The organism is Streptomyces griseofuscus, assembly GCF_014673495.1.
GTDB lineage: Bacteria > Actinomycetota > Actinomycetes > Streptomycetales > Streptomycetaceae > Streptomyces > Streptomyces murinus.
In genome coordinates this window covers 5,982,135-6,007,937 of the sequence record NZ_CP051006.1, presented here as the reverse complement: position 1 = coordinate 6,007,937, position 25,803 = coordinate 5,982,135, and the positions used below count along the sequence as shown (strand labels likewise).

Annotated in this window: 28 protein-coding genes, 1 other RNA gene and 3 pseudogenes; 13 read left to right on the top strand and 19 right to left on the bottom strand. The window is 70.6% G+C overall.

Annotated features, from left to right (window positions below; all coding sequences use genetic code 11):
• The first annotated feature begins 54 nt into the window (after positions 1 to 54).
• Positions 55 to 912 (top strand): type I methionyl aminopeptidase, encoded by an 858-nt coding sequence (gene map, locus HEP81_RS27290; protein WP_037656308.1) that lies wholly within the window; start codon positions 55 to 57, stop codon positions 910 to 912.
• Between the two features lie 154 nt (positions 913 to 1,066).
• Positions 1,067 to 1,714, top strand: coding sequence for a biliverdin-producing heme oxygenase (locus HEP81_RS27285; protein ID WP_037656307.1), 648 nt, complete (start codon positions 1,067 to 1,069; stop codon positions 1,712 to 1,714).
• A 34-nt stretch (positions 1,715 to 1,748) separates the two neighbouring features.
• On the opposite strand, the gene HEP81_RS27280 is transcribed toward HEP81_RS27285, so the two are convergent.
• A complete protein-coding gene (locus HEP81_RS27280) occupies positions 1,749 to 2,393 on the bottom strand; it encodes a PhzF family phenazine biosynthesis protein (RefSeq protein ID WP_037656306.1) in 645 nt (214 codons plus the stop codon).
• 173 nt (positions 2,394 to 2,566) lie between these two features.
• Here HEP81_RS27280 and HEP81_RS27270 point away from each other — a divergent pair.
• The 5 genes and pseudogenes from HEP81_RS27270 (at position 2,567) to HEP81_RS27250 (ending at position 7,592) form a co-directional block, all read left to right on the top strand.
• A pseudogene (locus HEP81_RS27270) lies at positions 2,567 to 3,272 on the top strand (ATP-binding cassette domain-containing protein).
• A 90-nt stretch (positions 3,273 to 3,362) separates the two neighbouring features.
• Positions 3,363 to 4,499, top strand: a complete 1,137-nt coding sequence (gene efeO, locus HEP81_RS27265) for an iron uptake system protein EfeO (RefSeq protein WP_037656305.1) — start codon at positions 3,363 to 3,365, stop codon at positions 4,497 to 4,499.
• A gap of 15 nt (positions 4,500 to 4,514) precedes the next feature.
• Complete coding sequence (gene efeB / locus HEP81_RS27260; protein ID WP_037656303.1) at positions 4,515 to 5,765, top strand: iron uptake transporter deferrochelatase/peroxidase subunit; 1,251 nt, start codon at positions 4,515 to 4,517, stop codon at positions 5,763 to 5,765.
• 2 nt (positions 5,766 to 5,767) lie between these two features.
• Positions 5,768 to 6,640 carry an iron uptake transporter permease EfeU gene (efeU, locus tag HEP81_RS27255; RefSeq protein ID WP_037656301.1) on the top strand — a complete coding sequence of 291 codons (873 nt, stop codon included), beginning with the start codon at positions 5,768 to 5,770 and terminating at the stop codon, positions 6,638 to 6,640.
• On the top strand, positions 6,600 to 7,592 hold the full coding sequence (locus tag HEP81_RS27250) for an SCO2278 family lipoprotein (protein WP_078967390.1): 993 nt from the start codon (positions 6,600 to 6,602) through the stop codon (positions 7,590 to 7,592). Before efeU ends, HEP81_RS27250 begins: the two co-directional genes overlap by 41 nt.
• A 9-nt stretch (positions 7,593 to 7,601) precedes the next feature.
• On the opposite strand, the gene HEP81_RS27245 is transcribed toward HEP81_RS27250, so the two are convergent.
• The 4 genes from HEP81_RS27245 to HEP81_RS27230 all read right to left on the bottom strand — a co-directional run bounded on the left by HEP81_RS27245 (position 7,602) and on the right by HEP81_RS27230 (position 12,207).
• Positions 7,602 to 8,348, bottom strand: coding sequence for a bifunctional DNA primase/polymerase (locus tag HEP81_RS27245; RefSeq protein WP_037656299.1), 747 nt, complete (start codon positions 8,346 to 8,348; stop codon positions 7,602 to 7,604).
• A 106-nt stretch (positions 8,349 to 8,454) separates the two neighbouring features.
• Positions 8,455 to 9,396 (bottom strand): small ribosomal subunit Rsm22 family protein, encoded by a 942-nt coding sequence (locus HEP81_RS27240; protein WP_051850194.1) that lies wholly within the window; start codon positions 9,394 to 9,396, stop codon positions 8,455 to 8,457.
• 331 nt (positions 9,397 to 9,727) lie between these two features.
• Complete coding sequence (locus HEP81_RS27235) at positions 9,728 to 10,900, bottom strand: serine hydrolase domain-containing protein (protein WP_106979931.1); 1,173 nt, start codon at positions 10,898 to 10,900, stop codon at positions 9,728 to 9,730.
• Entirely contained in the window at positions 10,849 to 12,207 is a 1,359-nt protein-coding gene (locus HEP81_RS27230) for a multidrug effflux MFS transporter (RefSeq protein WP_037656296.1), read from the bottom strand. Before HEP81_RS27230 ends, HEP81_RS27235 begins: the two co-directional genes overlap by 52 nt.
• 140 nt (positions 12,208 to 12,347) lie before the next feature.
• Here HEP81_RS27230 and HEP81_RS27225 point away from each other — a divergent pair, with 140 nt between their 5' ends.
• Complete coding sequence (locus tag HEP81_RS27225) at positions 12,348 to 13,106, top strand: SDR family oxidoreductase (protein WP_037656294.1); 759 nt, start codon at positions 12,348 to 12,350, stop codon at positions 13,104 to 13,106.
• Between the two features lie 211 nt (positions 13,107 to 13,317).
• On the opposite strand, the gene HEP81_RS27220 is transcribed toward HEP81_RS27225, so the two are convergent.
• Together HEP81_RS27220 and HEP81_RS27215 are read right to left on the bottom strand one after the other, a co-directional pair.
• Complete coding sequence (locus tag HEP81_RS27220; protein ID WP_078967395.1) at positions 13,318 to 14,586, bottom strand: D-alanyl-D-alanine carboxypeptidase family protein; 1,269 nt, start codon at positions 14,584 to 14,586, stop codon at positions 13,318 to 13,320.
• 119 nt (positions 14,587 to 14,705) lie between these two features.
• Positions 14,706 to 15,032, bottom strand: a complete 327-nt coding sequence (locus HEP81_RS27215) for a nuclear transport factor 2-like protein (protein WP_037656292.1) — start codon at positions 15,030 to 15,032, stop codon at positions 14,706 to 14,708.
• Between the two features lie 126 nt (positions 15,033 to 15,158).
• Between HEP81_RS27215 and HEP81_RS27210 the strand changes: the two genes are divergently transcribed.
• Both HEP81_RS27210 and HEP81_RS27205 read left to right on the top strand, forming a co-directional pair.
• Complete coding sequence (locus HEP81_RS27210; RefSeq protein WP_037656290.1) at positions 15,159 to 15,707, top strand: DoxX family protein; 549 nt, start codon at positions 15,159 to 15,161, stop codon at positions 15,705 to 15,707.
• Positions 15,708 to 15,759: 52 nt separating this feature from the next.
• The gene (locus tag HEP81_RS27205; RefSeq protein ID WP_037656289.1) at positions 15,760 to 16,104 is read left to right on the top strand and encodes a MazG-like family protein; all 345 of its coding nucleotides are present in this window, start codon (positions 15,760 to 15,762) and stop codon (positions 16,102 to 16,104) included.
• 12 nt (positions 16,105 to 16,116) lie between these two features.
• Here the strand turns inward: HEP81_RS27205 and HEP81_RS27200 are convergent, their stop codons facing one another.
• The 9 genes from HEP81_RS27200 to HEP81_RS27160 form a co-directional block, all read right to left on the bottom strand.
• On the bottom strand, positions 16,117 to 16,785 hold the full coding sequence (locus HEP81_RS27200) for a contact-dependent growth inhibition system immunity protein (protein WP_037656287.1): 669 nt from the start codon (positions 16,783 to 16,785) through the stop codon (positions 16,117 to 16,119).
• A gap of 20 nt (positions 16,786 to 16,805) precedes the next feature.
• Complete coding sequence (locus tag HEP81_RS27195; protein WP_037656285.1) at positions 16,806 to 17,105, bottom strand: RNase A-like domain-containing protein; 300 nt, start codon at positions 17,103 to 17,105, stop codon at positions 16,806 to 16,808.
• 13 nt (positions 17,106 to 17,118) lie between these two features.
• Positions 17,119 to 17,676 carry a hypothetical protein gene (locus HEP81_RS27190; protein ID WP_037656282.1) on the bottom strand — a complete coding sequence of 186 codons (558 nt, stop codon included), beginning with the start codon at positions 17,674 to 17,676 and terminating at the stop codon, positions 17,119 to 17,121.
• 6 nt (positions 17,677 to 17,682) lie between these two features.
• Positions 17,683 to 18,420: a Fic family protein gene (locus tag HEP81_RS27185; protein WP_063755232.1), complete on the bottom strand. Its 738-nt coding sequence runs from the start codon at positions 18,418 to 18,420 to the stop codon at positions 17,683 to 17,685.
• Entirely contained in the window at positions 18,410 to 18,841 is a 432-nt protein-coding gene (locus HEP81_RS27180) for a hypothetical protein (RefSeq protein ID WP_154823374.1), read from the bottom strand. Before HEP81_RS27180 ends, HEP81_RS27185 begins: the two co-directional genes overlap by 11 nt.
• A 240-nt stretch (positions 18,842 to 19,081) precedes the next feature.
• Complete coding sequence (locus HEP81_RS27175) at positions 19,082 to 20,827, bottom strand: RNase A-like domain-containing protein (protein ID WP_063755231.1); 1,746 nt, start codon at positions 20,825 to 20,827, stop codon at positions 19,082 to 19,084.
• The gene (locus HEP81_RS27170) at positions 20,827 to 21,138 is read right to left on the bottom strand and encodes a WXG100 family type VII secretion target (RefSeq protein ID WP_037656278.1); all 312 of its coding nucleotides are present in this window, start codon (positions 21,136 to 21,138) and stop codon (positions 20,827 to 20,829) included. Before HEP81_RS27170 ends, HEP81_RS27175 begins: the two co-directional genes overlap by 1 nt.
• A gap of 43 nt (positions 21,139 to 21,181) precedes the next feature.
• A complete protein-coding gene (locus HEP81_RS27165) occupies positions 21,182 to 21,607 on the bottom strand; it encodes a WXG100 family type VII secretion target (RefSeq protein WP_037656276.1) in 426 nt (141 codons plus the stop codon).
• A gap of 48 nt (positions 21,608 to 21,655) precedes the next feature.
• Positions 21,656 to 22,150 carry an ATP-binding protein gene (locus HEP81_RS27160; RefSeq protein ID WP_243279600.1) on the bottom strand — a complete coding sequence of 165 codons (495 nt, stop codon included), beginning with the start codon at positions 22,148 to 22,150 and terminating at the stop codon, positions 21,656 to 21,658.
• A gap of 149 nt (positions 22,151 to 22,299) precedes the next feature.
• Between HEP81_RS27160 and HEP81_RS27155 the strand changes: the two are divergent.
• The 3 genes and pseudogenes from HEP81_RS27155 (at position 22,300) to HEP81_RS27145 (ending at position 23,561) form a co-directional block, all read left to right on the top strand.
• A pseudogene (locus HEP81_RS27155) lies at positions 22,300 to 23,147 on the top strand (helix-turn-helix domain-containing protein).
• Entirely contained in the window at positions 23,144 to 23,365 is a 222-nt protein-coding gene (locus HEP81_RS27150) for a DUF397 domain-containing protein (RefSeq protein WP_037656275.1), read from the top strand. Before HEP81_RS27155 ends, HEP81_RS27150 begins: the two are co-directional and overlap by 4 nt.
• A complete protein-coding gene (locus HEP81_RS27145; protein WP_037656272.1) occupies positions 23,352 to 23,561 on the top strand; it encodes a DUF397 domain-containing protein in 210 nt (69 codons plus the stop codon). The genes HEP81_RS27150 and HEP81_RS27145 overlap by 14 nt, the downstream gene beginning before the upstream one ends.
• 4 nt (positions 23,562 to 23,565) lie before the next feature.
• Here HEP81_RS27145 and rnpB read toward each other — a convergent pair.
• The 3 genes and pseudogenes from rnpB to HEP81_RS27125 all read right to left on the bottom strand — a co-directional run bounded on the left by rnpB (position 23,566) and on the right by HEP81_RS27125 (position 25,734).
• Positions 23,566 to 23,971: RNase P RNA component class A (gene rnpB / locus HEP81_RS27140), an RNA gene on the bottom strand.
• A 115-nt stretch (positions 23,972 to 24,086) separates the two neighbouring features.
• Positions 24,087 to 24,833, bottom strand: a pseudogene (locus HEP81_RS42715) (DMT family transporter); the annotation flags it as partial.
• A 55-nt stretch (positions 24,834 to 24,888) separates the two neighbouring features.
• Entirely contained in the window at positions 24,889 to 25,734 is an 846-nt protein-coding gene (locus HEP81_RS27125) for an AraC family transcriptional regulator (RefSeq protein ID WP_037656270.1), read from the bottom strand.
• Positions 25,735 to 25,803: the final 69 nt, after the last annotated feature.

Genomic DNA, 25,803 nt, shown 5'->3' with positions numbered 1-25,803 from the left:
CCTCTCACCGACCAACGACATGTTCCCCCATGCCCGCTGGATAGACTCGCCGACATGTCTGGCCAGTCGCTGCTCGTACCGGGGGAACAGTCCCCCATTCGCTCCGTCCCGGGGAACATCCGACGCCCCGAGTACGTCGGCAAGCCCGCGCCGACGCCGTACACCGGGCCCGAGGTGCAGACCCCGGAGACCGTCGAGGCGATGCGGGTCGCCGGGCGGATCGCCGCCCAGGCGATGGAGGAGGCCGCGAAGATCATCGCGCCCGGGGTCACCACGGACCAGTTGGACAAGGTGGCCCATGAGTACATGTGCGACCACGGCGCCTACCCGTCCACGCTCGGCTACCGCGGTTTCCCCAAGTCCCTGTGCACCTCGGTCAACGAGGTCATCTGCCACGGCATCCCGGACTCGACGGTCCTCCAGGACGGCGACATCGTCAACCTGGACGTGACCGCGTACATCGGCGGGGTGCACGGCGACAACAACGCCACGTACCTGGTCGGGGACGTGGACGAGGAGTCGCGGCTGCTGGTGGAGCGCACCCGCGAGGCCCTCAGCCGAGCGATCAAGGCGGTCAAGCCGGGCCGCCAGATCAACATCATCGGCAGGGTCATCGAGTCGTACGCCAAGCGGTTCGGCTACGGCGTGGTGCGGGACTTCACCGGGCACGGCATCAACTCGTCGTTCCACTCCGGGCTGATCATCCCGCACTACGACAGCCCGCACGCCACCACGGTGATGCAGCCGGGCATGACCTTCACCATCGAGCCGATGCTGACCCTGGGCACCCACGAGTACGACATGTGGGAGGACGGCTGGACGGTCGTGACGAAGGACCGCAGGCGCACCGCGCAGTTCGAGCACACGCTGGTGGTCACGGACGACGGCGCGGACATCCTGACCCTGCCCTGACCGCCCCGACCAGCGCTCGCTCCGAGAAGAACCCGCCCCTGCGAGGGCGGGTCTTCTCTTGTACGATTTTACCGACACACTGTCGGGAACGTTGCCGACGTGAGGTCGGTAAAGCCATTGACTTAGGTAAGCCTTACCTTAGAGGATGTGCTTCATGGACTCTTTCTCGTGCCTCATCCGCACCGCGTCCCACGAACAGCACACGGAGGCGGAGACCTCGACGTTCATGAGCGATCTGCTCGGCGGCCGGCTCGGTGTGGACGCCTACGCCCGCTACACCGAACAGCTGTGGTTCGTCTACGAGGCACTGGAGAGCGCGGCCGAGCGGCTGGCCGGCGACCCGGTGGCGGGTCCGTTCATCCGGCCGGAACTGCTGCGGCTGGCCGCCCTGGAGCAGGACCTGGCGCATCTGCGGGGCCCCGACTGGCGGGCGGGCCTGGACGCCCTGCCCGCGACCCGGGCGTACGCCGACCGGGTGCGCGAGTGCGCCGAGGAGTGGCCCGGCGGGTACGTCGCCCATCACTACACCCGCTACCTGGGCGACCTGTCGGGCGGTCAGATCATCCGCGACCGGGCGGAAAGGACCTGGGGCTTCGCCAGGAAGGGCGCCGGGGTGCGCTTCTACGTCTTCGAGGAGATCTCCAACCCGGCCGCCTTCAAGCGCGAGTACCGGGAACTGCTGGACGGGATACGGGCGGACGACCTGGAGAAGCAGCGCGTCACGGCCGAGTGCAAGCGGGCGTTCGCCCTGAACACGGCCGTCTTCCGTGCCCTGGGCGAGGAGTTCCCGCTCTCGGCCTGAGCCCCGTGCCCCGCGGCGCGTGCCAGGCCGGGGGTCAGCGCTCCAGGAACACCCGGCCGCCCAGCTCGACCCAGCCCGCCGGCTGCGGGGCGGTGAGGAGTTGGGAGCCCTTGCCCTGGGTGATGTTGAGGGCGCGGTCGAGGCGGCCGGTGAGCTGGAGCGCCGCCGCGCCGGTGGCCTCGTCCTCCTCGATGCCGTCGCCGCGGCCGGGGAAGCCCCGGGCGCGGATCCGCCCGGCCGCCTCGTCCTCCCAGGCCCAGGCGTACAACCACTCGCCGGGCGGGGGCACTTGGAGCGCGTCGACCTCCGCGGGGGACGGGTATCGGCGCAGGGTGCGCGGCGCGGCCCACTCCGGGCGGGCCTCGATCCAGCAGAACTCGCCGTCCTGCCGGGCGCCCACCGTCCCGGCCGGGACGACGAGTTCGGGCACGTCCAGCAGCCAGGCGGCGCCGACGCACGGGTATCCGGCGAACCGCAGCCGGGTGGAGGGCGTGTAGATGTCGATCACCCCGCGCTCGGGGTCGTCCACGAACACGGTCTCGCTGAAGCCGAGTTTGGCGGCGAACGCCTGCCGGTCGGCGGGCTCGGGCAGCGTGGAGCCGTCGCGGACGACGCCCAGCTCATTGCCGTAGCCGCCGTGCGGTGCGCAGAAGACGCGCAGTACGTCGTAGTCAGTCACCGGGGAATTGAAACACCGCGCGCGCCGCGAGCGCGTCCCAGGCGGGGGCGCCGCCGGGCAGGGGCCAGGTGGGGAGTCTCGTAGGGCAGCCCGGCCAGGAGGTCGCCGTACCCCTGGTCCATGGCCTTTTGCCGGTGCCCGGGGACAGCGGTGAGCCGCGCCGCGCGCTGCCGGTGGCCCTCGGTCAGTTGCTCGGCCTCCTCGCGCCACCGCGCCTCCTCCGGCAGCCGGGTGAGCACCACGCACTCCGGGGTGCCGCCCTCGGCGAGCGCGACGACCGCGCGGTCATGGCCGTCGAGGATCAACCAGCCGCCGAGGAAGGGAACCCACCACACGGGGCGGGAAAGTCGACCCTGTTGGGCGCGCTCGCGGGGACGTCCCGGCCGCCGGGGGTGGCGTACGACTACACGGCCGCCCGGTCGGCGGGTGGACGGCCGCCGAACTCACGACCTGGCTGTCGCTGAGGCGATGGCGGCGACCGAGGTCACCGGCTTCGCCGGGCGGCCGTTCGGCGCGCTCAGCGGCGGCGAGCGGGCCCGGGTCGCGCCGGCCCGGGTGCTGGCCCAGCGCGCCCCGCCGCTGCTGCTCGACGAGCCGACCGCCGCGCTCGACCTCAAGCATCAGGAGGCGGTGCTGCGGCTGTGCCGGGAGCGGGCGCGGGCCGGGGACGCGGTGGTGGTCGTGCTGCACGATCTGGCGCTCGCGGCGGCCTACGCGCACCGGGCGGTCGTCCTGCGCGGCGGCCGGGTCGCGGCGGCGGGACCACCGGCGGGGGTGTTCACCGAGCCCCTGCTGTCCGAGGTGTACGAGCACCCGGTGGAGGTGTTCCCCCACCCCCGCGGCACCGGCGTCGTCGTCGGCCCGCGCCGTACGCCGTGAGATCCGGATCACGCACCCCGAGGGTATGAGAAGGGTAAGGCTCAGGTAAGTTAGGGCAGCCTCACCACACTGGATCGCCAGGGAGTCCGCATGCGTGCCGTCCGTCCGACCGTCATCGCCGCCGTCACCGCGGCCGCACTGACCGCCCTTTCGGCCTGCACCGCCAAGAGCGAGGCCAAGGACGGCGACGCCATCCAGGTCACCGCCGCGGACTCGACGTGCGACACCTCCGCCACGTCCGTCCCGGCCGGCCAGGTCACCCTGAAGATAGAGAACAAGGGCGCCAAGGCCACCGAGGTGGAGATCCTCTTCCCGGACGACCGGATCGTCTCCGAGAAGGAGAACATCGGCCCGGGCACCAAGTACACGCTGACCGCCGAGGTGAAGGCGGGGTCGTACGAGATAGCCTGCCGCCCCGGTATGAAGGGCCACGGCGTCCGGCAGAAGCTCACCGTCACCGGTGGCTCGGCGGCGGCGAAGCGGGACCCGAAGCTGGACCGGGCGGTCGCCGAGTACCGGCAGTACGCGCAGGACCAGGCCGACGCCACCGTGCCGCTCGCCCAGAAGTTCGCCGACGCGATCAAGGCCGGCGACCTCGACGCGGCCAAGAAGGCCTACGCCCCCTCCCGTCTGGGCTGGGAGCGCACCGAGCCGGTCGCGGAGTCCTTCGGTGACATCGACCCGAAGACCGACACCCGCGCCGACGGCCTGGAGAAGGGCCAGAAGTGGACCGGCTGGCACCGCCTGGAGAAGGCCCTGTGGGCCGACAAGAAGATCGGCGCCGAGGAGAAGACCCTCGCCGACCAGCTGGTGAGCGACCTCAAGGACTGGCAGCGGCGGGTCGGCAAGGCCGAGATCACCCCGACGTCCATGGCCAACGGCGCCAAGGAGCTGCTGGACGAGGTCGCCACCGGCAAGGTCACCGGTGAGGAGGACCGCTACTCGCACACCGACCTGGCCGACTTCAAGGGCAACGTCGAGGGCGCGCAGAAGTCGTACGAGCTGCTCAAGCCGGTCGCCGTCAAGAACGACCCGGCGCTCACCAAGGACCTGGACAAGCAGTTCACCGCGCTGAACAAGGTGCTGGACGGCTACCGCTCGGACCAGGCGTCGTACGACTTCGTCTCCTACGACAAGGTCACCGAGACCCAGCGCAAGGAGCTGTCGGACGCGGTGAACGCGCTCGCCGAGCCGCTGTCGAAGCTCGCCGCCGCGGTCGTGAAGTAAGCAAGGGCCGGGAAGATGAACGAGGTTGAGGAGACCCGCCGCCCCTCGCGCCGTGCGCTGATCGGCTGGGGCGGGGCCGGGATCGCGCTCGGGGCCGTGGCGGCCGGGGGCGCGGTGGCGCTGACCGGCGCGGGGTCCGGCACGGCGGACGCGGCCGGGGCCGGGGGCGCGGTGGAGTTCCACGGCGCCCACCAGGCGGGCATCGCGACGCCCGTGCAGGACCGGCTGCACTTCGCCGCGTTCGACGTGAAGACCGACGACCGCGAGGAGTTCGTCCAGCTGCTGAAGGACTGGACGGCCGCGGCCCGCCGGATGACCGCGGGCAAACCGGTCGGTGAGGGCGCCTACGGCGGGCTCCCCGAGGCACCGCCGGACGACACCGGCGAGGCGCTGGGCCTCACCCCCTGCCGGCTGACCCTGACCATCGGCTTCGGCCCCTCCCTCTTCGACCGGTTCGGGCTGCGCGGTAAGCGGCCCGAAGCCCTCGTCGACCTGCCCGAGTTCCCCGGCGACAACCTGGAGAAGACCCGCACCGGCGGCGATCTGTGCGTCCAGGCCTGCGCGGACGACCCCCAGGTCGCCGTGCACGCCATCCGCAACCTCGCCCGGATCGGCTTCGGCAAGGTCGCCGTGCGCTGGTCCCAGCTCGGCTTCGGCAAGACCTCCTCGACCACACCCGACGCGCAGACCCCGCGCAATCTGTTCGGCTTCAAGGACGGCACCCGCAACATCGCGGGCACCGAGACCGACCGGCTGGCGAAGCATGTGTGGGTCGGCGACGGGGACGGCCCGGACTGGATGAGCGGCGGCTCGTACCTGGTCGCCCGGCGCATCCGGATGAACATCGAGACCTGGGACCGCACCTCGCTCCAGGAGCAGGAGGACGTGTTCGGGCGGGACAAGCGCGAGGGCGCCCCGGTCGGCAGGGCGGGTGAGCACGACGCGCCGTTCCTGAAGGCGATGAAGCCCACCGCGCACGTACGGCTCGCGCACCCGGACGCCAACTCCGGGATCACCATCCTGCGCCGCGGCTACTCCTTCACCGACGGCACCGACGGCCTCGGCCGGCTGGACGCGGGCCTGTTCTTCCTGGCCTACCAGCGCGATGTGCGCCGCGGCTTCATCCCGCTCCAGCGCAAGCTGTCCGCGCACGACGCGCTCAACGAGTACATCCAGCACGTGGGTTCCGCGGTCTTCGCCGTCCCGCCGGGTGTCCGGGACGCCGATGACTGGTGGGGCCGTTCACTGTTCTCGAAGGAGGCGTAGCCGTGTTCTCCAACTACCTGATCGGCCTGCGGGAAGGGCTGGAGGCGTCGCTCGTCGTCTGCATCCTGGTCGCGTATCTGGTCAAGACCGGCCGCCGGGACGCCCTGCGGCCCATCTGGACCGGCATCGCCGTGGCGATCGCGCTGGCCCTCGGCTTCGGCTGCGCGCTCGAATTCGGCTCCCAGGAGATGACGTTCCAGGCGCAGGAGGCGCTCGGCGGCTCGCTGTCGATCCTCGCGGTGGGCCTGGTGACCTGGATGGTGTTCTGGATGCGGCGCACCGCCCGGCATCTGAAGTCCGAGCTGGGCGCCAAGCTGGACGCGGCGCTCGCGATGGGCACCGGCGCGCTGGTCGCCACGGCGTTCCTCGCGGTCGGCCGGGAGGGCCTGGAGACCGCGCTGTTCGTGTGGGCCTCGGTGCACGCGGCCGGGGACGGCAGCCCGCGCCCGCTGATCGGCGTCGCCCTCGGCCTCGCCACGGCGGTGGTGCTGGGCTGGCTGTTCTACCGGGGCGCGCTGCGCATCAACTTGGCGAAGTTCTTCACCTGGACCGGCGGCATGCTGGTCGTGGTCGCGGCGGGCGTGCTCGCGTACGGCTTCCACGACCTCCAGGAGGCCGACTGGGTTCCCGGCCTCACCCACCTGGCCTTCGACATCAGCGACACCGTCGAGCCGGACAGCTGGTACGGCACGCTCCTGAAGGGCGTGTTCAACTTCCAGCCGGACCCGACGGTCGTCCAGGTCACGGTCTGGGCCCTGTACTTGGTCCCGGTGCTCACCGTGTTCCTCGCCCCGGTAGGGTTCGCCTCCGGGAAGGGGAAGGTGAAGGAGCCCGATGACCAGGGAACGCAGCCCTCGACGGCTTCGCCGGCGTGACCGGAACGCACTGATAGCGGCCGCACTGACCGCCTTGTCTTTCACGGCGAGCGGATGCGTGGTGGTGCACGGGGAGCGTACGGTGCTGCCCGGCGCCACCCGGGCGGAGGCCGCGAAGGCCGTGGCCGCTTTCACCGACGCGTACAACAAGGCCGACAAGGCGTACGACAGTTCGCTCGACGCGCCCTATGTCACCGGGCCGCTCGCCGACATCGACGCCGCCCGGCTGAAGGCGGGGCACGTCAACAGCCCCTCCGGCAACGCGAGTCACGTACCGCTGAAGCTGTCGGACGTGAAGATCACGATCCCGAAGAAGGCGGGCTGGCCCCGCTGGTTCCTCGCGGACGCGCGGGGCAACAAGGCCGGGAACTACCGCTGGTTGCTGGTGTTCACGCGGGCGGACCTCGGTGAACGGTGGCGGGTGGCGTATCTGACGCTGGCGGCGCCGGGCGCCGTACCGCGATTCAAGAGGGACAAGGACGGGTGGGGCGAGGCGGTGCCTGCTTCCTCGGCTCAACTGGCCGTGGCACCGGACGACTTGAGCCGCTCGTACGTCAACTACCTGAAAAAGGGCGGCAAGGCGTTCGCCGACGGGCCGAACACGAGTGAGCTGCGCGCCTACCGCCAGGGCCAGACCCGTAAGCCTGGGCTGGTGCGCCAGTACATCGACCAGCCGCTGACCCGCGGCGACTACGCCCCGCTGGCGCTGCGCACGGCGGACGGCGGCGCGCTGGTCTTCTTCACCACGCACCACTACGAGAAGGAGACCGCCGCCGCGAACACCTCGGTGCCGACGCCCGGCAAGGCCGTACAGGCCCTCACGACGGGCGAGATCCACCAGTCCCTCACGCTGGAATCGGTGGCCGGCCAGGCCGCGCTCGACCCGGCGGGCGAGGGGGCGGTGTCGATCGTGGCGAAGGTGAACGGGGTGACGGGGGCGAAGGGCGAGTAGCCCGGACCCTCAGTTGTGCAACGGCCAGGGCCGGCCCAGGTCGGGGGTGGAGTCACCGGCGGCGTGCCGGGCGCAGGCATCGGTGAGGGATTCCAGCAGGGTCAGGGGCTCGGGCAGCGGATGCTCCGGGCCGCGCAGCCAGCGGACCTGCCGGTCGTCGTCGCCGGGCAGCCGGGCCGGGGGTACGAGGACGTAGGAGCCCCGGCAGTGCCAGCGCAGACCGGGGTGCTCGGCCATCGTCTCGGGGTGGCAGTCCAGCTCGCAGGGCCACCACTCGTCCTCGTCCTCGGGGGTGCCCCGGGTGAGGGTGAAGAACAGCATCCGGCCGTCGTCGCTCTCGGCGACCGGCCCCACCTCGACGCCCTCGGCGAGCAGCCGGTCCAGCGCCTCCCGGCCGGCCTGCGCGGGCACGTCCAGGACGTCGTGGACCATGCCGGTCGCGGTGATGAAGTTGGCCTGCGGCTGATGCCGGGCCCAGCGCTCGATCTGGGGGCGGTCGATCGTGGACTGCGTCTGCCAGGCGAACGACACGGGGTGCCGGGCCGGGGTGGGACAGCCCACGCGGTCGCAGGAACATCGGTAACCGGGCGCGGGATACGCGGCCGGCGCGAGCGGAAGCCCGGCCTCGGCGGCGGCGAGCAGCAGGGCCTCACGTCCGCCGTCGTCGGTGGCGGCGGCTTCCTTCGGGCGGCGTCCGCGCAGCCACTGGGAGAGTTTGCCCTGCCGGCCGCTGTGGCCGCCGAACGTCCCGCTCATCTATCCCCTTGCCTCGCTGGTGTGCGGACAGCATGCCTCATGGTCCCACCTTCGTGCGCTTCGGGGGGCGGCAGGTGGATACGGGGGGAATCGGACGAGACGTACCTCACAGTGCCGGTTCCGGGGGCCAGGCGGAGCCCCAGTCCGTGTCGCGGGCCGCCTTGTACAGGTCGCCGTGGCGTTTGGTGATCGTCGTACGGCGCAGTTCCTCGTCCGCCTCGCACAGGTCGAGGAGGACCTGGCCCTTGCGGATCTGGGGGCGGCGTACGACGCGGGCGGGGGCGGCCTCGGCGGGCAGCCGGGTGGCGGCGACGTAGGAGAACTTCTCGTCCTCGTAGGCCAGGGAGCCGCCCTTGACCCTGCGGTGCAGGGAGGAACGGGGGACGCGGGCGGAGAAGTGGCACCAGTCGGTGCCGGGGGCGATCGGGCAGGCGGCGCTGTGCGGGCAGGGCGCGGCGATCTCGAACCCGGCGCGGATCAACCGGTCGCGGGCCTCGATGACCCGGGCGTACCCGGCGGGCGTACCGGCCTCCACGATCACCACGCTCCGCGCGGCGGCCGCGGCGGCGTCGACGAGCGCGGTGCGGTCGGACTCGGTCAGCTCGTTGAGGACGTACGACACCGTGAGCAGATCGGCGGGTTCCAGGTCGAGCCCGGAGCCGATGCGGGCGCGCTGCCAGCGGGCGCCGGCCAGGGCCGGGTTGGCGGCGGCCAGCTCCCGGCCGAGGGCGAGCGCGGGCTCGGCCCAGTCGAGGACGGTCACCGGGCGGGTGCCGGCCCAGGTGTCGGTGACCGCCCAGGTCGCGGCGCCGGTGCCGCCGCCGATGTCCACATGGCTGCCGGGAACCCAGCCGGGCACGGCATCGGCGAACGCCCCGAGGGCCGAGCGCACGGCCTCGAAGGTGGCCGGCATCCGGTAGGCGGCGTACGCGGCGACATCGGCGCGATCGCGGAGGATCGGCGCGTGCGTCGGGGTGTCGCCGCGATAGGCGGCGATGAGCCGCTCGACGGCGCCGGCGGCCTGGCTTGGCGGCAGTCCGTCGAACATCTGGGCGAGGCTGCGGCGGAGTACTTCGGCCGGTGGTACGGGGTCGGTCACCTGGAGATTCTATGGCGCGCAACGGGAACACCGGACCGGCCGCCCTCGGCACTCGGGCCGCTCCCGCCCGGCACCCGACACCCGGCCCACCGCCACCCGGACCGCCGTCGCACCGGCATCCGAGCCAGCGCCGCCCGGCACCCGGCACCCGGGCCACCGCCGCCCAGCACCCGGACCGCTGTCGCCCGGCAACCGAACCGGTTCCGCCCGGCATCGGAGCCGGTTCCGCCCGGCACCCGGACCCGTAGCGGCCGGCTTCCGGACCGGTAGCGTCGGCCCCTCACGCCACCGCCCGTGCCAGCCAGGTGCCGATCGCCGCCCTCGGGGTGCTGTCCGCCGGTCGGCGGCGGGGATGGACCGTGTTCGCCAGCAGGACCACGAACGTGTCCGTCGCCCGGTCGAGGACCAGGGACGTGCCGGTGAAACCGGTGTGGCCCGCGGCGCCGCGGCCGGCCAGGGCGCCCATGAACCAGGGCTGGTCGAGGGCGAAGCCGAGGCCGGGCGGGGTGAGGAGGAGGTCGGTGAAGTCGGGGGCGAGGATGCGGGCGGGGCCGTAGGAGCCGCCGCCGAGCAGGGTGCGGCAGAAGACGGCGAGGTCGCGGGCCGTGGAGAAGAGGCCCGCGTGCCCCGCGATGCCGCCGAGCGCCCAGGCGTTCTCGTCGTGCACGACCCCCCGCAGCATCCCCCGGTCGGCCTTGGCCCACGGCCGCCACTGGTCCTCGGTGGCCGCCGCCCCCGGACAGGGCCCGAACCCGGTCGCGGTCATGCCGAGCGGCCGGGTGATGCCGTTGCGCACGAGGACGTCGAGGGTCCGCCCGGTGACGCGCTCCAGGACGAACTGGAGGAACAGCATGTTCAGGTCCGAGTAGCGGTAGGTGCCGGGCGGCCCGGACGGCGCCTCGGCGCGCAGCATCGTCAGCCGGGCGGTGCGGTCCGGGCAGTCGTACAACGGGAGTTCGGGGCGCAGCCCGGAGGTATGGGTGAGCAACTGCCGTACCGTGACCCGGTGTTCGGACAGGATCCGGAACTCCGGCAGATAGTGGCCCACTGGGGCGTCCATGGCCAGCGTGCCGCGCTCGATCTGCTGCACGGCCGCGACCGAGGTGAACAGCTTGGTCAGCGAGGCCAGATCGAAGGGGGTGTCCACGGTGACCGGCACCCGGTCCTCGGGCCGCAGCTCGACACCGGTGTCGGTGCGCGGGTCGTAGGAGGCGTAGCGGACGGCCCAGCCCGCCGCCTCGGCCACCGCGATCACGGGTCCGCGCCCGGCCAGTACGACCGCGCCGGCCGCCCAGGGGCGCGGCCCGGCGGTGCGGGCACGCACCTCGGCGACCAGGTGCCCGAGCGCGTCGGGGGCCAGCCCGGCCCGCTGGGGTGTGTCGGCGCGCAGTCTCGGTGCGCTCAGCTCTCGTCTCCTTCCGACCCCGCACGCGTGTTCTCCCGCGTGTTCCAGGGACGGCACATTCCCACGAAGCAGGCCCCCGCGACCAGCGCGGCCGCCAGTTGGACGACGGCCATCGGGACGGCGGTGTGCTCACCGGCGATCCCGACGAGCGGCGAGGCGACCGCGCCGACGAGGAAGGAGGAGGTGCCGAGCAGCGCGGACGCGGACCCGGCGGCGTACTTGGTGCGCAGCAGGGCGAGGGTCTGGGCGTTGGGCAGGGCCAGGCCCATCGCGGACATCAGGACGAACAGCGCGGCAGCGATGGGCGCGAGCCCCACCTCGCCGAAGACGCCGGTGGACATCAGCAGCAGCGCGGTCGCGGCGAGCGTGATCACCGCGAGCCCGGCGCCCAGCACCTTGTCCAGGCTGACCCGGCCGACCAGCACCTTGCCGTTGATCTGCCCGGCGACCACCAGACCCACCGAGTTGAGGCCGAACAGCAGGCTGAAGGTCTGCGGGGAGGCGCCGTAGATCTCCTGGATGACGAAGGGGGAGGCGGATATGTAGGCGAACAGCGCGGCGAAGGCGAAGCCGCCGGCCAGCATGTAGCCGGTGAAGGGGAGGTCGGCGAGGAGCGCGCGCATGGAGCGCAGGGCGTGCCCCACTCCCCCGCCGTGCCGGTCCGTCGGCGGCAGCGTCTCGGGCAGCCGCAGCCAGACCAGCGCGCCGAGCAGCGCCCCGATCACGGTGAGCACCAGGAACACCCCGCGCCAGTCGGTCACCCGCAGGATCTGCCCGCCGATCAGCGGCGCCACGACCGGCGCGACCCCGGAGATCAGCATCAGGGTGGAGAAGAAGCGGGCCATGGCGACACCGTCGTAGAGGTCGCGTACGACGGCTCGCGCGATGACGATGCCGGCCGCGCCCGCGAGGCCCTGGACCAGCCGGAAGGCGACCAGTGTCTCGACGTTCGGGGCGAGGGCGCACAGGGCGGTCGCCACGAGGTTCACGGCGAGGCCGATCAGCAGCGGCCCGCGCCGCCCCCAGCGGTCGCTCATCGGCCCGACGACCAGCTGTCCGAGGGCCATGCCCAGCAGGCACGCGGTGAGGGTGAGCTGGACGGTGGCGGCGGGCGCGTGCAGGGACCGGGTGACCTCCGGCAGGGACGGGAGGTACATGTCCATGGCGAGGGGGGGCGTCGCGGTGAGGCCGCCGAGTACGAAGGTGACGAGGAGCCCGGTGCGGCGGTCGGCGGCGGACGCGGTGGCGTTCTCCGGACTGTCACTGCCGGGGTCATGCCCCTGACCCCCCTGGTCATGACCCTGGCCCTGGTCCTGGTCCGTCCGCGGTGTCGGTGCCGCCGCGTGCTCGGGCATGAGTCCCCTCCCTGGGTCGAGGCGTCCCGCCCGGGACACCTTGCTTGAAACTTCCACTGAAGCGCGACTCCTATGTTCCCAGCTCAGACAAACTGCCGAGGAACATACGAGCGACGATCGGTCCGCCTACGCTCCGTGCCATGACTGACACGCAATCGAAGATCGCGGTGGTGACCGGCGCCGGTTCCGGGATCGGCCGGGCGGTCGCCGTGGAGCTGCTGCGCACCGGCTGGTCGGTGGCGCTGGCCGGACGGCACATCGAGACGCTGGAGGAGACGGCGGCACTCGCGCCCGGGGCGCCCTCGATCGCCGTACGCACCGATGTGGCGCGGCCCGAGAACGTGGCGGCGCTCTTCGGGGCGACCGTGGACCGGTTCGGGCGGCTGGATCTGCTGTTCAACAACGCGGGCACCTTCGGGCCCGGCGGGGTCCCGGTCGAGGAACTCCCCTACGACGCCTGGCGGCATGTGGTGGACACCAACCTCAACGGGGCGTTCCTGTGCGCGCAGACGGCGTACCGGACGATGAAGGAGCAGAGCCCGCAGGGCGGCCGGATCATCAACAACGGCTCGATCTCCGCGCACGCGCCCCGCCCGCACTCGGTCGCCTACACCGCGACCAAGCACGCGCTGACCGGCCTGACCAAGTCCCTCTCCCTGGACGGGCGTCCGTACCGGATCGCGGTCGGGCAGATCGACATCGGCAACGCGGCGACGGAGATGACACGGCGGATGAGCACCGGCGTGCTCCAGGCGAACGGCGAGACGGCGCCCGAGCCGATGATGGACGTGGCCGAAGTGGCGCGCACCGTACGGCACATGGCGGAGCTGCCGCTGGAGGCGAACGTCCAGTTCGCGACGGTACTGGCGACGGCGATGCCGTACATCGGACGCGGCTGATCCCCAACTCCCGCCACCCGTACGCACATACGTTCCGTCAGAATTCCAACACCCCGGGTATTGCGACAAGTTGATCCCCTGTGGTCAACTCTCCTCCACAAGAGCTTCACACTTGGGGCAGACGTATTCCGAGACCATCGCGAGGGGGGATACGGCGGTCGTCCCACCGCACCGGCCATCTCACCGGCGGCGGGACGACCGCCGTACGACGTCAGCGCCGATGCCGGCCGCCGCCCGAGGGGTCGGTGGGGGCGGGGGGCTCCTGGGGGTCCGGCTCCGCCGCGCGGGGCGCGGGGGGCCGGTGGTCACCGGGCGCCTCCCGGGCCTCGACGGCCCGACGGCGGCGCCGCAGCAGAAAGCCGCCGGCCGCCGCGAGCAGGGCCGCGGTGCCCGCCGCGCCCTCCACGAGGCGGGCGGCGGAGGGACCCTTGGCCGGTGCGCCGGCCGGCGCCTGGCCGCCCGCGGGCGCGGGGGACGCGGCCGCGCCGCCCTCGCTGAGCGGCTTGACCAGCGCGCCCACCGGCCGTGCCGTACGGCCGTGGGTGAAGCCCCAGTCGAGGAGGGCGGCGGTCTGCTCGTAGACGGCGTTGCTGCCGGTGGCCGGGTGCATGACCGTCACCAGCAGGGTGCGGCCGTCGCGGGTGGCGGCGCCGGTGAAGGTGTTGCCCGCGTGGCTGGTGTAACCGTTCTTCACGCCGATCAGGCCGTCGTACGTCTTCAGGCCCCACGCCCCGGTGAGCAGGCGGTCGGTGTTCTGGATCTGGAAGGTCTTCTTGCCGCCCGCGGGGAAGTTCGCGATCCGGGTGCCGCAGTAGCCCCGGAAGTCGGGGTCCGCGAGCCCGTGCCGGGCGAAGAGCGTGAGGTCGTACGCCGAGGAGAGCTGGCCGGGATGGTCGAAGCCGTCGGGGCTGACCACATGGGTGTCGAGGGCCTGGAGGTCCTGCGCCCTGGCCTGCATCTCGGCGACGGTCTTGGCGATGCCGCCGTTCATGTGCGCGAGGACGTGCACGGCGTCGTTGCCGGAGCGCAGGAACACGCCCTGCCACAGCTGCTCGACGGTGTAGGTGATGCCCGCCTTGACCCCGACGAGACTGGAGCCGGCCGGGACGTCGGAGATGTCGGAGTCCTTGACCGTGTACTTCTCGGTGCGGTCGAACTTCTTCAGCACGGTGTCCGCGAACAGCATCTTCAGCGTGGACGCGGGCGCGAGGCGCTGATGGGCGTTGAAGGAGGCGAGCACCTCACCGGTCGTACCGTCGGCGACCAGCCACGCGCGCGCGGTGAGCAGCTTGGTGGGCACCGCCGCCGCGCCGTCCACCTGGAGCCCGCCGCGGGCCAGCCGTTCGCCGCCGATGGCGGTGGCCGGGGACGCGGCGCGGGCCGGGGCGGCCGCGGTCAGCGGGAGGACGGCGGACGTGGGAAGGGCGGCGGCCGTCAGCCCGAGGACGGCACGCCGGCTGAGCCGGGTGGATTCGCGCACCCCGGGACGGTACACCGCGCCGAGCAGCGGATTCGGCACCGAAGGGTGGTGACGGCCAGGGAATTTGCCACGTTATGAAAATCTGACCGGATAACGTGACGTGGCCTACGTGAGCAGCTTCACGCCTGACCGGTCTCGAAGCGCGAGATCCGTCCGTCCTCGTCGACGGTGAAACTCCACCGGGTTTTCATCTCGCCCCAGGTGTCGTTGCTGTAGCGGGCGACCAGGGCGCGGCCACCACGGGACTCGTTGTCGACGTCCATATGACCGTGGGACGAGAAGATCTCCCGGTCGATCCAGTCGGCGAGATCGCGGTCGGAGCCGTCGTCCGACATGGTCGCGTCAGGCGTGAGCAGCGCCAGGAAGCCCTCGCGATCATGGGCGTTGACGGCACTGACGAAGGCCCGGACGGCCGGATCGCTGAGTTTGGCTGGCTGAATCGTCATGGCGCCAGGCTCACACCGGGTCACCGGCACCGCCACCGGAGCTCGCGGTGGGACGCATCCGATGGTGTGACCGGTGTGACGGTGGTAACACAGGAGAGGCTTTGTCATCTGGGCTTGGGAGTCGCCATGACCTGTTACGACCGACGCGATCTGGGCCTGCTGCTGCTTCGGCTGGGGACGGGCGGGGTGCTGGCGGCGCACGGCGCGCAGAAGCTGTTCGGCTGGTTCGGCGGCCATGGCCTGGAGGGCACCGGCCAGTTCATGGAGTCCGTCGGCTACGCCCCCGGCAAGGCGAGCGCCACGGCCGCGGGGCTTGCGGAGACCGGCGGCGGCGCCCTGCTCGCCCTGGGCCTGGCCACTCCGGCGGCGGGCGCGGCGGCCGCGGGCGCGATGGCGGGAGCGGCGGCCGTACATGCCCCGAACGGCTTCTTCGCCCAGGCGGGCGGCTACGAGTACGCGGCGACCCTGGGCCTGGCCGCGGTGGGCCTCGCGATCACCGGCCCGGGCCGGCTCTCCCTGGACCACGCCCTCGGCCACGTCTTCAACCGCGGCTGGATGGTCCCCGCCGCCCTCGCGGCGACGGCGGCGGGCACGGCGGCGGTGGTGGGGGCGCGGACGAGGCGGGTACGGGCGAAGGCGGAGGGGAAGCAGGAGGCACTGTTCGAGGAGGAGTGAGCCGCGCGCTCGTACGGCGTGCCGGACGCCCGCCCGTGGCAGGCTGCCCCGCATGACCGACCAGCACCCCGCTCCCCTCGCCCTCTGGCCCGCCATCGACGAACTCTTCTCCCGTCTGGAGGCCACTCAGACGGCCCAACCCGGCCGAGAGGCCCTGCTGTTGCGCATCCTCAAGCTGTCGGAGGAGGCCGGCGAGGTCGCGGAGGCGGTGATCGGCGCGACCGGCCAGAACCCCCGCAAGGGCGTCACCCACACCTGGGACGACGTCCAGGCCGAACTGTGCGACGTCGTCATCACCGCCTTGGTCGCCCTCCGGACCCTGACCCCGGAGCCAAGGGATGTGTTCGAACGGCATCTGAGGGGGGTACGGGAGCGTCCGCTGAGGCCGTCGGTGTAGGAGCCTGCTCGCTCAGCCTTCGCCAGTCGGCACGGCGAGTTGGCCCGCGACGGCCGACAGCCAGCCGCTGGGCGAGTAGGGGGCGGGAGGGTCGACCTCCATGCCGAGTTCCGCGACGGCGAGGGCGAGGTCGGGCTCGTCCAGGTCCAAGGTAAGCAGTTCCTGCAATTCCCCGACGAGGCGGGCCACGAGGTGGCGGTCGGTGGAGTTCCGGTAGTCCTCGACGGCGGCATGATGGTCGTCGAACTCGTCCGGCATGTCCTGGGAGAACCATCCCCCGAGGAACTGCCCCAGCTCCGGAAACCGGGCGTGCCACTCCCAGTGCGTGGCCGGAACCCCGGGCGGGGGCACCTCTCCCGTCTCGATGCTGTGCTTGATGTGGTCGGCGAGGCAGCGCAGCCAGGACTGGATCTCGCCCTGGGGCAGGCCGACGTCGGGGATGGCGTAGAACTCGCCGAGCCGCAGCCGGAGTCGTCCCGGCGGGTTGTCGGCGTACTCCCGCAACTGCCGTTCGGCGGTGGCGAGGGCCCACGGCCGGGTGTGCCAGGTGTGCCGGAGGTAGGCGGTCAGGGCCGGGCCGGGCTGTTCCGGGGTGTCGTCCGCGGGTTGCCCGAGGTAGGCGCGCATGACCTGGTCGAGTTCGCCGTAGCGGCGGTCGTGTTCGAGGGGGCTCAGGGGCACGGTGGTCAGCCTCTACGGGTCTACAGATAGATCGGGAACGTGGAGTACACGGTGAAGCCGTGCGGGCGGGCGGGGTCCCGTCTGAGGACCACCCGGGCGGCCCGCACCTCGACGGGCTCCCGGCCGGCCAGCATCATCGCCTGCAACAGCACCCGCCCGACCGGCTCCTCCCGCGCGGGCCAGGCCGCCTCGACGCTCAACCGCGCCCGCGTGGACTGCGCGAGCCAGCGGTGGATGAGCTGCTCATTGGCGGTGACGACCTGCTGGATGGCCCATTGGGCGGTGTCGCGGTCGGGGTAGGTGGCACTTCTGGTGCGCATCTCGGATTTCCTTTCAGTCTTCCCAGAACGCCCAGAAAGCCGCTACCTCTGTGTCCGACACGACCACGACTCCGCAGTCCGTGGTGTACACGGAGAGACAGGACCACTCGGTGTCCGGGTTCAGCAGATCGGCATCTCGATTCTCGCGGGCATCCCCTGCATTGGTGAAGAAGAGAGAGTTCGAATCAAACCTTGAGAGGATTTCCTCGGAGCTCTTGAACAAGCCTTCCTTGCGGCTTTCGAAATCGAGAATACCGGCCGCTTGGAAGAACTCTCCCTTGAGTGCCACCAAGAGCTGGGCGGCCGACTCTCTGCCGATTTCATAGAGGCTCTCCCCCAGGTCCTCGGGGGACCACAGTACGAAGGGAGCCCCGATGCCGCTTCGGTCCTCGTTGACCTCCGGTGCGTAGTTGAACGTCTTCCAGCCACGCGGGTCGGTGACCTTGAGGGCCATCACCGCCGCGACGTCCCGCCGCCAGTCCTCATGTTGTCTCGGCCCCACCCGTGCGAAGGTCCAGCCGCTCCCGTAAAGGTCGAAGAGGGCGGACTCCCACGACGCAGCATCAACCACGATAATTCACCATTCCGCTATAAATTCGTTCATGAGTTCGGGAGATCGCCTCCGGGTCGAAACATCCCGGCGCGCAGCCCGGCAGGCCCGCCTTGCTTCCGTCATAGCTGGGCGGCCGACGGAAAGTTGCCCGCGCCGCTCAGTTGCCACAGCCAAGGCGCGAACGATCCGGGCCAGCGAGAGCGCACCAACGGGATCGTCCGCGTACCTGCGGATCTGGATGGGGCCCACTTCGTCCAGCAGGATCTGTTCTCGTGCCAGTACGAAGCCCAGTGCCAGCAGGGCGGCGCGGCCATTGCCGTCGTCAAACGGGTGGAAGAAGCAGACGTCGAGATACAGGCGGGCGGCGCGTGCGGTCAGGGAAAGGTGCGGGGTGCCGCTCTCGGCCAGACAGGCATCGAAAAGCAGGGGTGTCTCGGCGCTGAGGCCGTACCGTTCCCGTCCCTCCTTGGCAAAGGCGGGCAGCGTGCGGAAAGGGACCTCGGGCAGGCCCAGTACGAGCTTCTGCCACTCCTGAAGCAGGCGGAACCCGAGGGCCTCTCCGGCCGCCGCGTCAGTGCGCGCCTGCCGCCAGGCGGCCCGCAGGCCGTCGCCTCTCGTGGTCTCCCCCGGCTTGTCCCGCAGCGCGGCGGCGGCCAGGATTCCGTCGCGGCGCCCACGGATCGGACCGGTCACCTCCCGGACGTCGCCCCAATCCACCTCCTGACGGACGCGAAGCCAGGTCCGCAGGTCATCACGCACCATGCTCACCGATGATGTCGCGCGCCTTTCCCAGCGCCTCGGCGTCCGGCGCGACCCAGCTCTCGAACTCTCCGTCGACGACGTCGTCCGCCAGCTCCTCCGCGTCCTCGGCGGCCACGCCCGTCGATTCGAGGTACCAGGTCAGTGCCCGCGCACACGCGGCACGCCAGAGCTCACCCGCGTCGGTACGCTCCACCACGAGAGCCACCACGGGGGCCACGCCGCGCTCGCGGGAGCGTCGCCTTTCTTCCTCGTCGGCATCGACGTCGGGAGCGGACTCGGCGAAGAGCGCGGCCAGTTCCTCCAGCCATGAACGCCACTCCAGCAAAACCGCTGTATACCTCTGTACTTGAGCATCCAGGTCATCGGCGGAGTCACCGAGAGGCTTCCTGATGAGGGCGCCCGCGTCGGGGTTCTGATCCACGTTCCCGTACCAGCCGAAAGCCCAGGGTCCATAACGTTCGGCCAAGCCACGGGCCACCGAATGGGACGACGCCAGCCCTCGTGGTCTACCCGTCGCCGGGTCGGACGAGGACACCACTTCGCGTACTACGGCGAGAGCTCGACCGGGATCGAACGGATGCGTGGCCGGATCCATGTCCGCCCATGTCATCGAATCGGGGTACCAAACGCTGGTAATCGCTACTCCTGAGTGGTGTGGGAATCAGAGAGTCGGCATGGACGTCAGAACAACGAACGGCGGAGTGAGCGAGGGGTCGTACTTGAGGACGGTCCGCACATTCTTGACTGGAATCGCCCGAGCATCCAACCCCTTGTTCTTAAAACCTTCTCCGTTCACGTTGTTCGGCTGCTTGGTGACACTCCGCCCGCTGTCCTCGCCGTTCGGAGCAGTGCAGTCGAGAGGCAGTTTCAGATCGCCGTTAGCCGCCTGCGGCGGACGTCCCAGCCATTCTTTGATAGCGGCTGAATTCAGATCGACATTGTACTGGGTCAGCTTCTGCGCTTGTTCGGTCGTGGTGAAGGTGGAGGCAGCACCGACCTTGGGTTTGCCGTAGGGCCACGCAGGAGTCGGAGGGTCGCCCTGGTCGCGCAGGCGCTGCGCCAGCTGCGCATCGCTCTTGCCGACATGCTTGTCCAGTGTGTGTCCTCCCCCCAGCCATTCATCGCTCGCGAGGTCGACCTTGTAGATTCCGTTGTCGGCGTCTTCCTTGTTCCCCCATTGCCGATCGTGCTTGAAATCGTTGAGCGCGCGCATACCGAATGCCTCGGCTCGCGCCTCCTCCGCGTGGTACCTCGGAGCACTGAGTTTCGCTTCATCCAAGTACGGTTTCAGCGCATGGAATTTTGGCGTGAGAGCGTTGACTCGCGTGGTGTAGTGATCCACTGCGGCGTTCAGAGCGCCGGTGTCGATGTTGAGAGTGATCTCGGCTCCGACTTCCGCACCCTTCTCCAGTAGGCCGCCAAGAAGCCGACCGACAGTTTTGACTCCTGCTTTGACGTCGTCCATGTCGAATCCGTCGCTGAAATCGATGCTCTTGACTGCCTGTTTCACCGCAGCGAAATAAATGTTCCAGACCTTGTGGTTGAGATCGACCGCAGCCTCCGCCAGTTCCCGGAGGAGATCACTGATCTTTTCACCGCTGTCGAAGAGCACCGACATGACCGGGTGCGTCGCGGTAGGGCTGGACGCCTTGTCATGCGCCCACTGATAGGGGGAGCCATCTGGATTGTTCTTACCCCAGGCCGTCGTTCCCCATAGCGCGCTGCAGAACTGGCGCATGGCGTCGTACCACTCACTGTTGCTCTGCTGCGTGATGCCGTTCACGTAGCCGGTCAGCATGCTCTCCGCTGTGGAGAGCGCGATGGTCATATCCGCCCACGCCTGGGAGAGGGAGTTGAGGTAGTGCTGCTGCGGAAAGGGGTAGACATCGGCCACCTTGCCCCAGCGGAAGGCGTCTTTGAGCAAGGGGCGGATGACGTGCCACACGATGTCGGGTATGTACTCGAGCAGCGAGCGGATGAAGTCGTCGCCCCCGTCGTCGTCGCCCCATTTCAGATCGGGTACCGAGCCGTAGTCCGGTGCCTTGTGGATGACTTGCGGAGGCGCCTGGATCTGAGGCTTCGTCTTCCCGGACGCGTCGTTCGCCGCCTCGGCCTTCGAGTAGTTGTTCGCAGTAGTGGCGAATCCGACGGCAGCGCCGCCTATGCTCTCCACGGATCTGGCCCATACATCGAGGTAAAGATTGCCGACCTCGACGTACGCCTTGGCGAAATTCTGGGCAGCGGTCCCGTAGCCGCCGGCGTCTGGGTAAGTGTGGAGCTGGGTGAGCAAGTCCTTGGCGGCCTTGTCGAAGGGGGTCTGCTGCCCAGCAAAGGAGCCCGCAACGAAGTGCAGGTTGGAGGGCTTTACGTCAATGTTCCCGCCCGCCGACGGAGGCGGCGTACCCATCAGGCCGCTCCCCAGCCGCGCAGCACCGCCCGGTGGGCCGCCGCGTAGTTGGCGTGGCCGGTGGTGACGTACGCGTGCAGCCACTTCTGGGCCGCCTGCAAGTCCTGTGCGGAGCGGTCCCATTCATCGAGCTTCTCGACGAAGATCTCGCGGGCCTCGCCCTTCCAGGACAGCACGACCGGTTCGACGCGGTCGTACAGGTCGCCGAGTTCGCCGTTGAGCTTCTTGAGGATGTCCTCAAGGTCCGTGGCGAGTTCGTGGAGCGTGGCGAACGAGACGGTGATGTGGTCGTCGTCGGCACCGGTCGACATGTTTCCCCCTTGTTGTCGGTCACGCGGTGGTGGGACAGGCGCGTCAGAAGCCGTCCAGGCTGCTGTGCGGGCGCCTCGACGCGTCGTCCGCCGAGGCGTTCGGCGTGGACAGCTTGTCGACCTCGCTGTCGATGTCCACATGGATGCGCCGCATCTGCTCCAGCACGTGCAGGTCGTCGCTGCTGAAGCCGTCACGGCTGAGCCGCACCGCCTGCTCCAGGCCCTTCATCACTTCCCGGATCCGCACGGCGTCCTCGGCCGCCGCGCGGTGGAACTCCCGGTACGCCGTCGCCGCGGGCCCCCGCCAGCCGGCCTCGACGCGGTCGACCAACTCATCCATGCGGCGAACCTGTTGGTCGAGATGGCTCTGCATGTGGTCGAGGTCATTGGCCAGTTTGGTCAGGTCCTCGGACGACACATGCAGGTCGGCGCCTTGCCGGTGCCCCTGCCCCGTCCCTCGTGTGCTCATGTCGTGTCTCCCCCGGTCACCGGCGGTACCAACGACCCGCCGACGTGGTCATTCTACGGCGACCCCCTCGGAAGGCCCCTTGCCTGTCGGGGCGTTGGCCGGCCGGATCGCGTACTCCGCCCACACCGTCTTGCCCGGGCCCTCGGCGCGCGGACACCAGCCCCAGCGGGCCGCCAGGTGGGACACGAGGAGCAGCCCGCGGCCGGCCTCTTCGGCATCGGCACCCTCGGGAGCGGCGGGGAGGCGTTCGCCCCGGGTGTCGGTGGTCTCGACGCGGACGGTCCCGGAGAGGGGCGTGAAGTGGAGACCGAAGTGGAAGTCCCGGCCGGGTACGCGGCCGTGCCGTACGGCGTTCGCGGACAGCTCGGCGACGATCAGCACGATGTCGTCGTGCGGCACGGTGCCGTACAGGATGCCCCACTCGTCCAGCCGTACGGCGGCCAGCCTGCGGGCGAGGCGGGCCCCGCGCGGGGTGGAGGTGAACCGCATCTGGAAAGTCGTGAGTTGGGGAGTGCCAGTGGTGCTGGCGGGTTTCGTCGTCACGCTGATCACGGTGCCGTCGGTGGCGTAGCGTGACGAGTGGTGACGCACTGACGCCCGCCGGTTGTACGTGCGTTGTGTCCACGAGTACGAGGCGTGCGGCGTGACGGCGTTCCCCTGTGGGGCGTTGGCCGGGGGAGGCGGTGGTGGAAATGACAGAAGACGCGGATACGACGGCGGAGGCCGGGTCGGTGCCGGAGGGTCCCGGGACGGGTGTCGTCGCGGCCTTCGGGCGGACCCTGAAGACCCTGCGGCTCCGAGCGGGGCTGGACCGGGCGGAGTGCGGACGGCGCATCGGCTACTCGGCGTCCACGGTCGCCTCGTTCGAGCAGGGGCGGAGGATCCCGTCCCCGAAGACGATCGACAAGGCGGACGAGGCGCTGGGCGCGGGCGGACTGCTGAGCGTGTGGAAGGAGGAGGTGGAGAGGGCTCAGTATCCGGTGTTCTTCCAGGGGATGGCCCAGTTGGAGAAGGAGGCCATGGAGCTGGTCGCGTACGACACGCTGGTGGTCAAGGGTCTGCTCCAGACCGAGGGGTACACGAGGGCGCTGTTGGCGATGCGACGTCCGGTTCTGGAACAGGAGATCATCGAGCAGCGCGTGGCCGCGCGCTTGGCCCGGCAGGAAATCTTCGATCGCCGCCCCGCTCCCTTCCTGAGCTTCGTGCTCGACGAGTCGATCCTGCATCGTCCGTACGGAGGCAAGGCCGTGCTGCGGGGGCAGTTGGAGCACCTGCTGCTGATCGGCGAAAAGCGCAACGTCGAGATTCAGGTCATGCCGGTCGATCGCGAGGACAACGCGGGCGTGAACGGACCGTTCACCGTCGTCACACGCCAGGACGGCAGGTGTTCGCGTACTCCGAGGCGCAGGGGATCGGCTCATTGCAGACCGACCCTGAGCAAACAGTTGTGGCTGGCGCACGCTATGGGACCATCCGATCACAGGCTCTCGACCCAGGAGAGTCACTCGAGTTCATCGAAGGGGTGCTGGGATCGCTGTGAACAACGCTGAGCCCTCGACCATCACATCCGGCCTCGACTGGTTCAAGAGCAGCTACAGCGGAACCGAGGGCGGCGACTGTGTGGAGGTCGCGGCCGGTACAGCCACCGTGCACATCCGGGACTCCAAGGCCGTCGCCGGACCCCTGCTCACCGTGTCACGCGAAGCATGGGCCGGGTTCATCGGGCTGGCCTCGGAGGCGAGCTATGAGCAACGCTGAACCCTCGACCGTTGCGTCCGACCTTGACTGGTTCAAGAGCAGCTACAGCGGAACCGAGGGCGGCCAGTGCGTAGAGGTCGCAGCCGATACGACCACCGTTCACATCCGGGACTCCAAGGCCGTCGCCGGGCCCCTGCTCACCGTGTCACGCGAGACGTGGGCGGGGTTCATCGGGTCGGCCTCGTCGGAGACGTAGGCGGCAGACGAGCCGGGCCGTACGCCGGGTTCTGTTTCTCCGGGGTCCTCGCGGACCCTGGAGCGACGGCCATCCATCTAGGGCCAACGTTGCCGTTGGCCTCGTGCGGTCTACCCGCGGACTCGGGCGGGCAGCCCTCGAACGTCCGCGCAGAGCGCTTTTCACGGCGCTCCTTTTGACCTTGCTCCGGGTGGGGTTTACCTAGCTGCCCAGGTCACCCTGGGCACTGGTGGTCTCTTACACCACCGTTTCACCCTTACCGGGGACCGAGGTCCCCGGCGGTCTGTTTTCTGTGGCACTGTCCCGCGGGTCACCCCGGGTGGCCGTTAGCCATCACCCTGCCCTGTGGAGCCCGGACGTTCCTCGGGAAGCCCCCTAAGGGGACTCCACGCGGCCGTCCGCCCGGCTCGTCTGCCGTGCCGACCATGGTACCGGTCGTGTGCGCCGCCGCGGACCGGCCGCCGTCGCCAGCACCGAGCCCGCCAGGATGAACGCGAAGGCCAGCAGCACCGTGAGGGTCAGCGGCTCGTGCAGGAAGGCCGCGCCCGCGGCGACCGCCACGGCCGGGTTCACGTAGGTGATGACCGTGGCGCGGGTGGGGCCCGCCTCCTTGATCAGTTCCAGGAAGGCCACGAAGGCGAGGGCGGTGCAGATCACGCCCAGCGCGGCGAGGGCGGCCAGGGCCTGGGCGGAGGGGAGCGTGGTCGGGTGGGTGAGGACGGCGGCGGGGGCGTAGACCAGGGCGGCCAGGGTGAGGCAGGGGGCCGTCAGGTGCAGGGAGGGGACATCCCCTAGGTGCCGGGCGGCTATCAGGGGTGCCGTGGCGTAGCCGACGACGGTGAGCAGGACCTCGGCGAGGGAGCGGGCGTCGCCGCCGGTGAGATGGGGCAGGGCCAGGACCGTGACCCCGGCGAGGCCCAGGGTGAGGCCGACCAGCCGCCGGGGACCGAAGTGCTCCGTGCTGCCGAGGAAGCGGGCCGCGATGAGGCCCACGATCGGCACCCCCGCGATCAGCAGGCCCGATGTGGAGCTGGACAGATGCCGTTCGGCGTCGGTCAGGGTGAACCAGGGAACGACGATCTCCAGGACCGCGAAGGCCAGCATGGGGCGCCAGTGGGTGCGGACGGTGCGGGGCAGGCCGCCCTGGCGCAGCGCGAACGGCAGCAGCAGGGCCGCGCCCAGCGCACAGCGGGTGAACACCAGGACGGGCGGCGACACCTCGGCCACCGCGACCTTGATCAGCAGATAGGGGATGCCCCAGACCACTCCCATCAGGGAGAACAGGAACCAGCCACGTGCAGTCATGCGGCGAGTCTCGGCCACTTGCTCAGCGGGTGTCTTGAACGCTGTTGCGGTATACCGCCGGGGTCACCCCGAGCACCCTGCGGAACCAGCGGGTCAGATGCGCCTGGTCCGCGAAACCGACCAGCCCCGCCACCTCCGCCGGCCGCAGCCCCGCCTCCAGCAGCACCCGCGCCCTGCCCACCCGGTACTGGGCGAGCCAGGCGTACGGCGGTATGCCCGTCGCCGTACGGAAGGCCCGCAGCAGCTGGTAGCGGGAAAGTCCCAGGTCGGCGGCGAGCGAGGCGAGCGTCGGCGGGGCGGTCAGCTCGTCGGCGAGCCGGTCGCGGACCGTTCGCGCGATGCCGGCGGCGCCGGGTACGCGGTCGGGCACCGGCCGGGCCGAGGAGTGCCGCCGGGCGAGCGCGGTGAGCAGCCAGGGCAGCCGGGACTCGGCCTCCAACGGGTCGGGGCAGGCGCTGAGTTCGGCGTGCGCGCGGGCCAGCGCCAGGGCCAGCTCGGGGTCGTCCAGCAGGGGTTCGGGAAAGTGCGGGGCGCCCCCGGCGGTGCCCTCCCCCAGCAGGGACGGCTCGGCGTACAGCGCGCGGTAGGCGTATCCGTCGGTGGCGTTGCCGGGGCCGCCGGTGTGCATCTCACCGGGGTCCAGCACGACGATGGTTCCGGCTCCGGTGCGTATGTGGCCGCCCCGGTAGTCGATCACCTCGTAACCGCCGACGCAGACGCCGATCGTGTACTCGTCGTGGGCGTGCGGGGCGTAGGTGTGCCGCTGGAAGCTCGCGGTGAGCAGGTCGAGGGGCGGTCCCTCGTGGCCGAGTCTGGCCCGTCGCCACTGGGCCCGTTCGGGCCCGGATGCGATCACTGCTTCGGTCATGGACGCCCCCTCGTCGTACGGCGATCACCTCGCCCGCCGTTGGAACGCCCACCGGTCCCCGCTTCCTTC

Excerpts from the sequence above, each read along its gene's own strand:
- HEP81_RS27225 (WP_037656294.1), top strand. The coding sequence starts at position 12,348 with ATGACTGACACGCAATCGAAGATCGCGGTGGTGACCGGCGCCGGTTCC.
- HEP81_RS27215 (WP_037656292.1), bottom strand. The coding sequence starts at position 15,032 with ATGACGATTCAGCCAGCCAAACTCAGCGATCCGGCCGTCCGGGCCTTC.
- HEP81_RS27175 (WP_063755231.1), bottom strand. The coding sequence starts at position 20,827 with ATGGGTACGCCGCCTCCGTCGGCGGGCGGGAACATTGACGTAAAGCCC.
- HEP81_RS27125 (WP_037656270.1), bottom strand. The coding sequence starts at position 25,734 with ATGACCGAAGCAGTGATCGCATCCGGGCCCGAACGGGCCCAGTGGCGA.
- HEP81_RS27230 (WP_037656296.1), bottom strand. The coding sequence starts at position 12,207 with ATGCCCGAGCACGCGGCGGCACCGACACCGCGGACGGACCAGGACCAG.
- HEP81_RS27210 (WP_037656290.1), top strand. The coding sequence starts at position 15,159 with ATGACCTGTTACGACCGACGCGATCTGGGCCTGCTGCTGCTTCGGCTG.
- HEP81_RS27165 (WP_037656276.1), bottom strand. The coding sequence starts at position 21,607 with ATGAGCACACGAGGGACGGGGCAGGGGCACCGGCAAGGCGCCGACCTG.
- HEP81_RS27250 (WP_078967390.1), top strand. The coding sequence starts at position 6,600 with ATGACCAGGGAACGCAGCCCTCGACGGCTTCGCCGGCGTGACCGGAAC.
- map (WP_037656308.1), top strand. The coding sequence starts at position 55 with ATGTCTGGCCAGTCGCTGCTCGTACCGGGGGAACAGTCCCCCATTCGC.
- HEP81_RS27195 (WP_037656285.1), bottom strand. The coding sequence starts at position 17,105 with ATGCGCACCAGAAGTGCCACCTACCCCGACCGCGACACCGCCCAATGG.
- HEP81_RS27170 (WP_037656278.1), bottom strand. The coding sequence starts at position 21,138 with ATGTCGACCGGTGCCGACGACGACCACATCACCGTCTCGTTCGCCACG.
- efeB (WP_037656303.1), top strand. The coding sequence starts at position 4,515 with ATGAACGAGGTTGAGGAGACCCGCCGCCCCTCGCGCCGTGCGCTGATC.
- HEP81_RS27185 (WP_063755232.1), bottom strand. The coding sequence starts at position 18,420 with ATGGTGCGTGATGACCTGCGGACCTGGCTTCGCGTCCGTCAGGAGGTG.
- efeO (WP_037656305.1), top strand. The coding sequence starts at position 3,363 with ATGCGTGCCGTCCGTCCGACCGTCATCGCCGCCGTCACCGCGGCCGCA.
- HEP81_RS27240 (WP_051850194.1), bottom strand. The coding sequence starts at position 9,396 with ATGTTCGACGGACTGCCGCCAAGCCAGGCCGCCGGCGCCGTCGAGCGG.
- HEP81_RS27145 (WP_037656272.1), top strand. The coding sequence starts at position 23,352 with ATGAGCAACGCTGAACCCTCGACCGTTGCGTCCGACCTTGACTGGTTC.
- HEP81_RS27285 (WP_037656307.1), top strand. The coding sequence starts at position 1,067 with ATGGACTCTTTCTCGTGCCTCATCCGCACCGCGTCCCACGAACAGCAC.
- HEP81_RS27245 (WP_037656299.1), bottom strand. The coding sequence starts at position 8,348 with ATGAGCGGGACGTTCGGCGGCCACAGCGGCCGGCAGGGCAAACTCTCC.
- HEP81_RS27205 (WP_037656289.1), top strand. The coding sequence starts at position 15,760 with ATGACCGACCAGCACCCCGCTCCCCTCGCCCTCTGGCCCGCCATCGAC.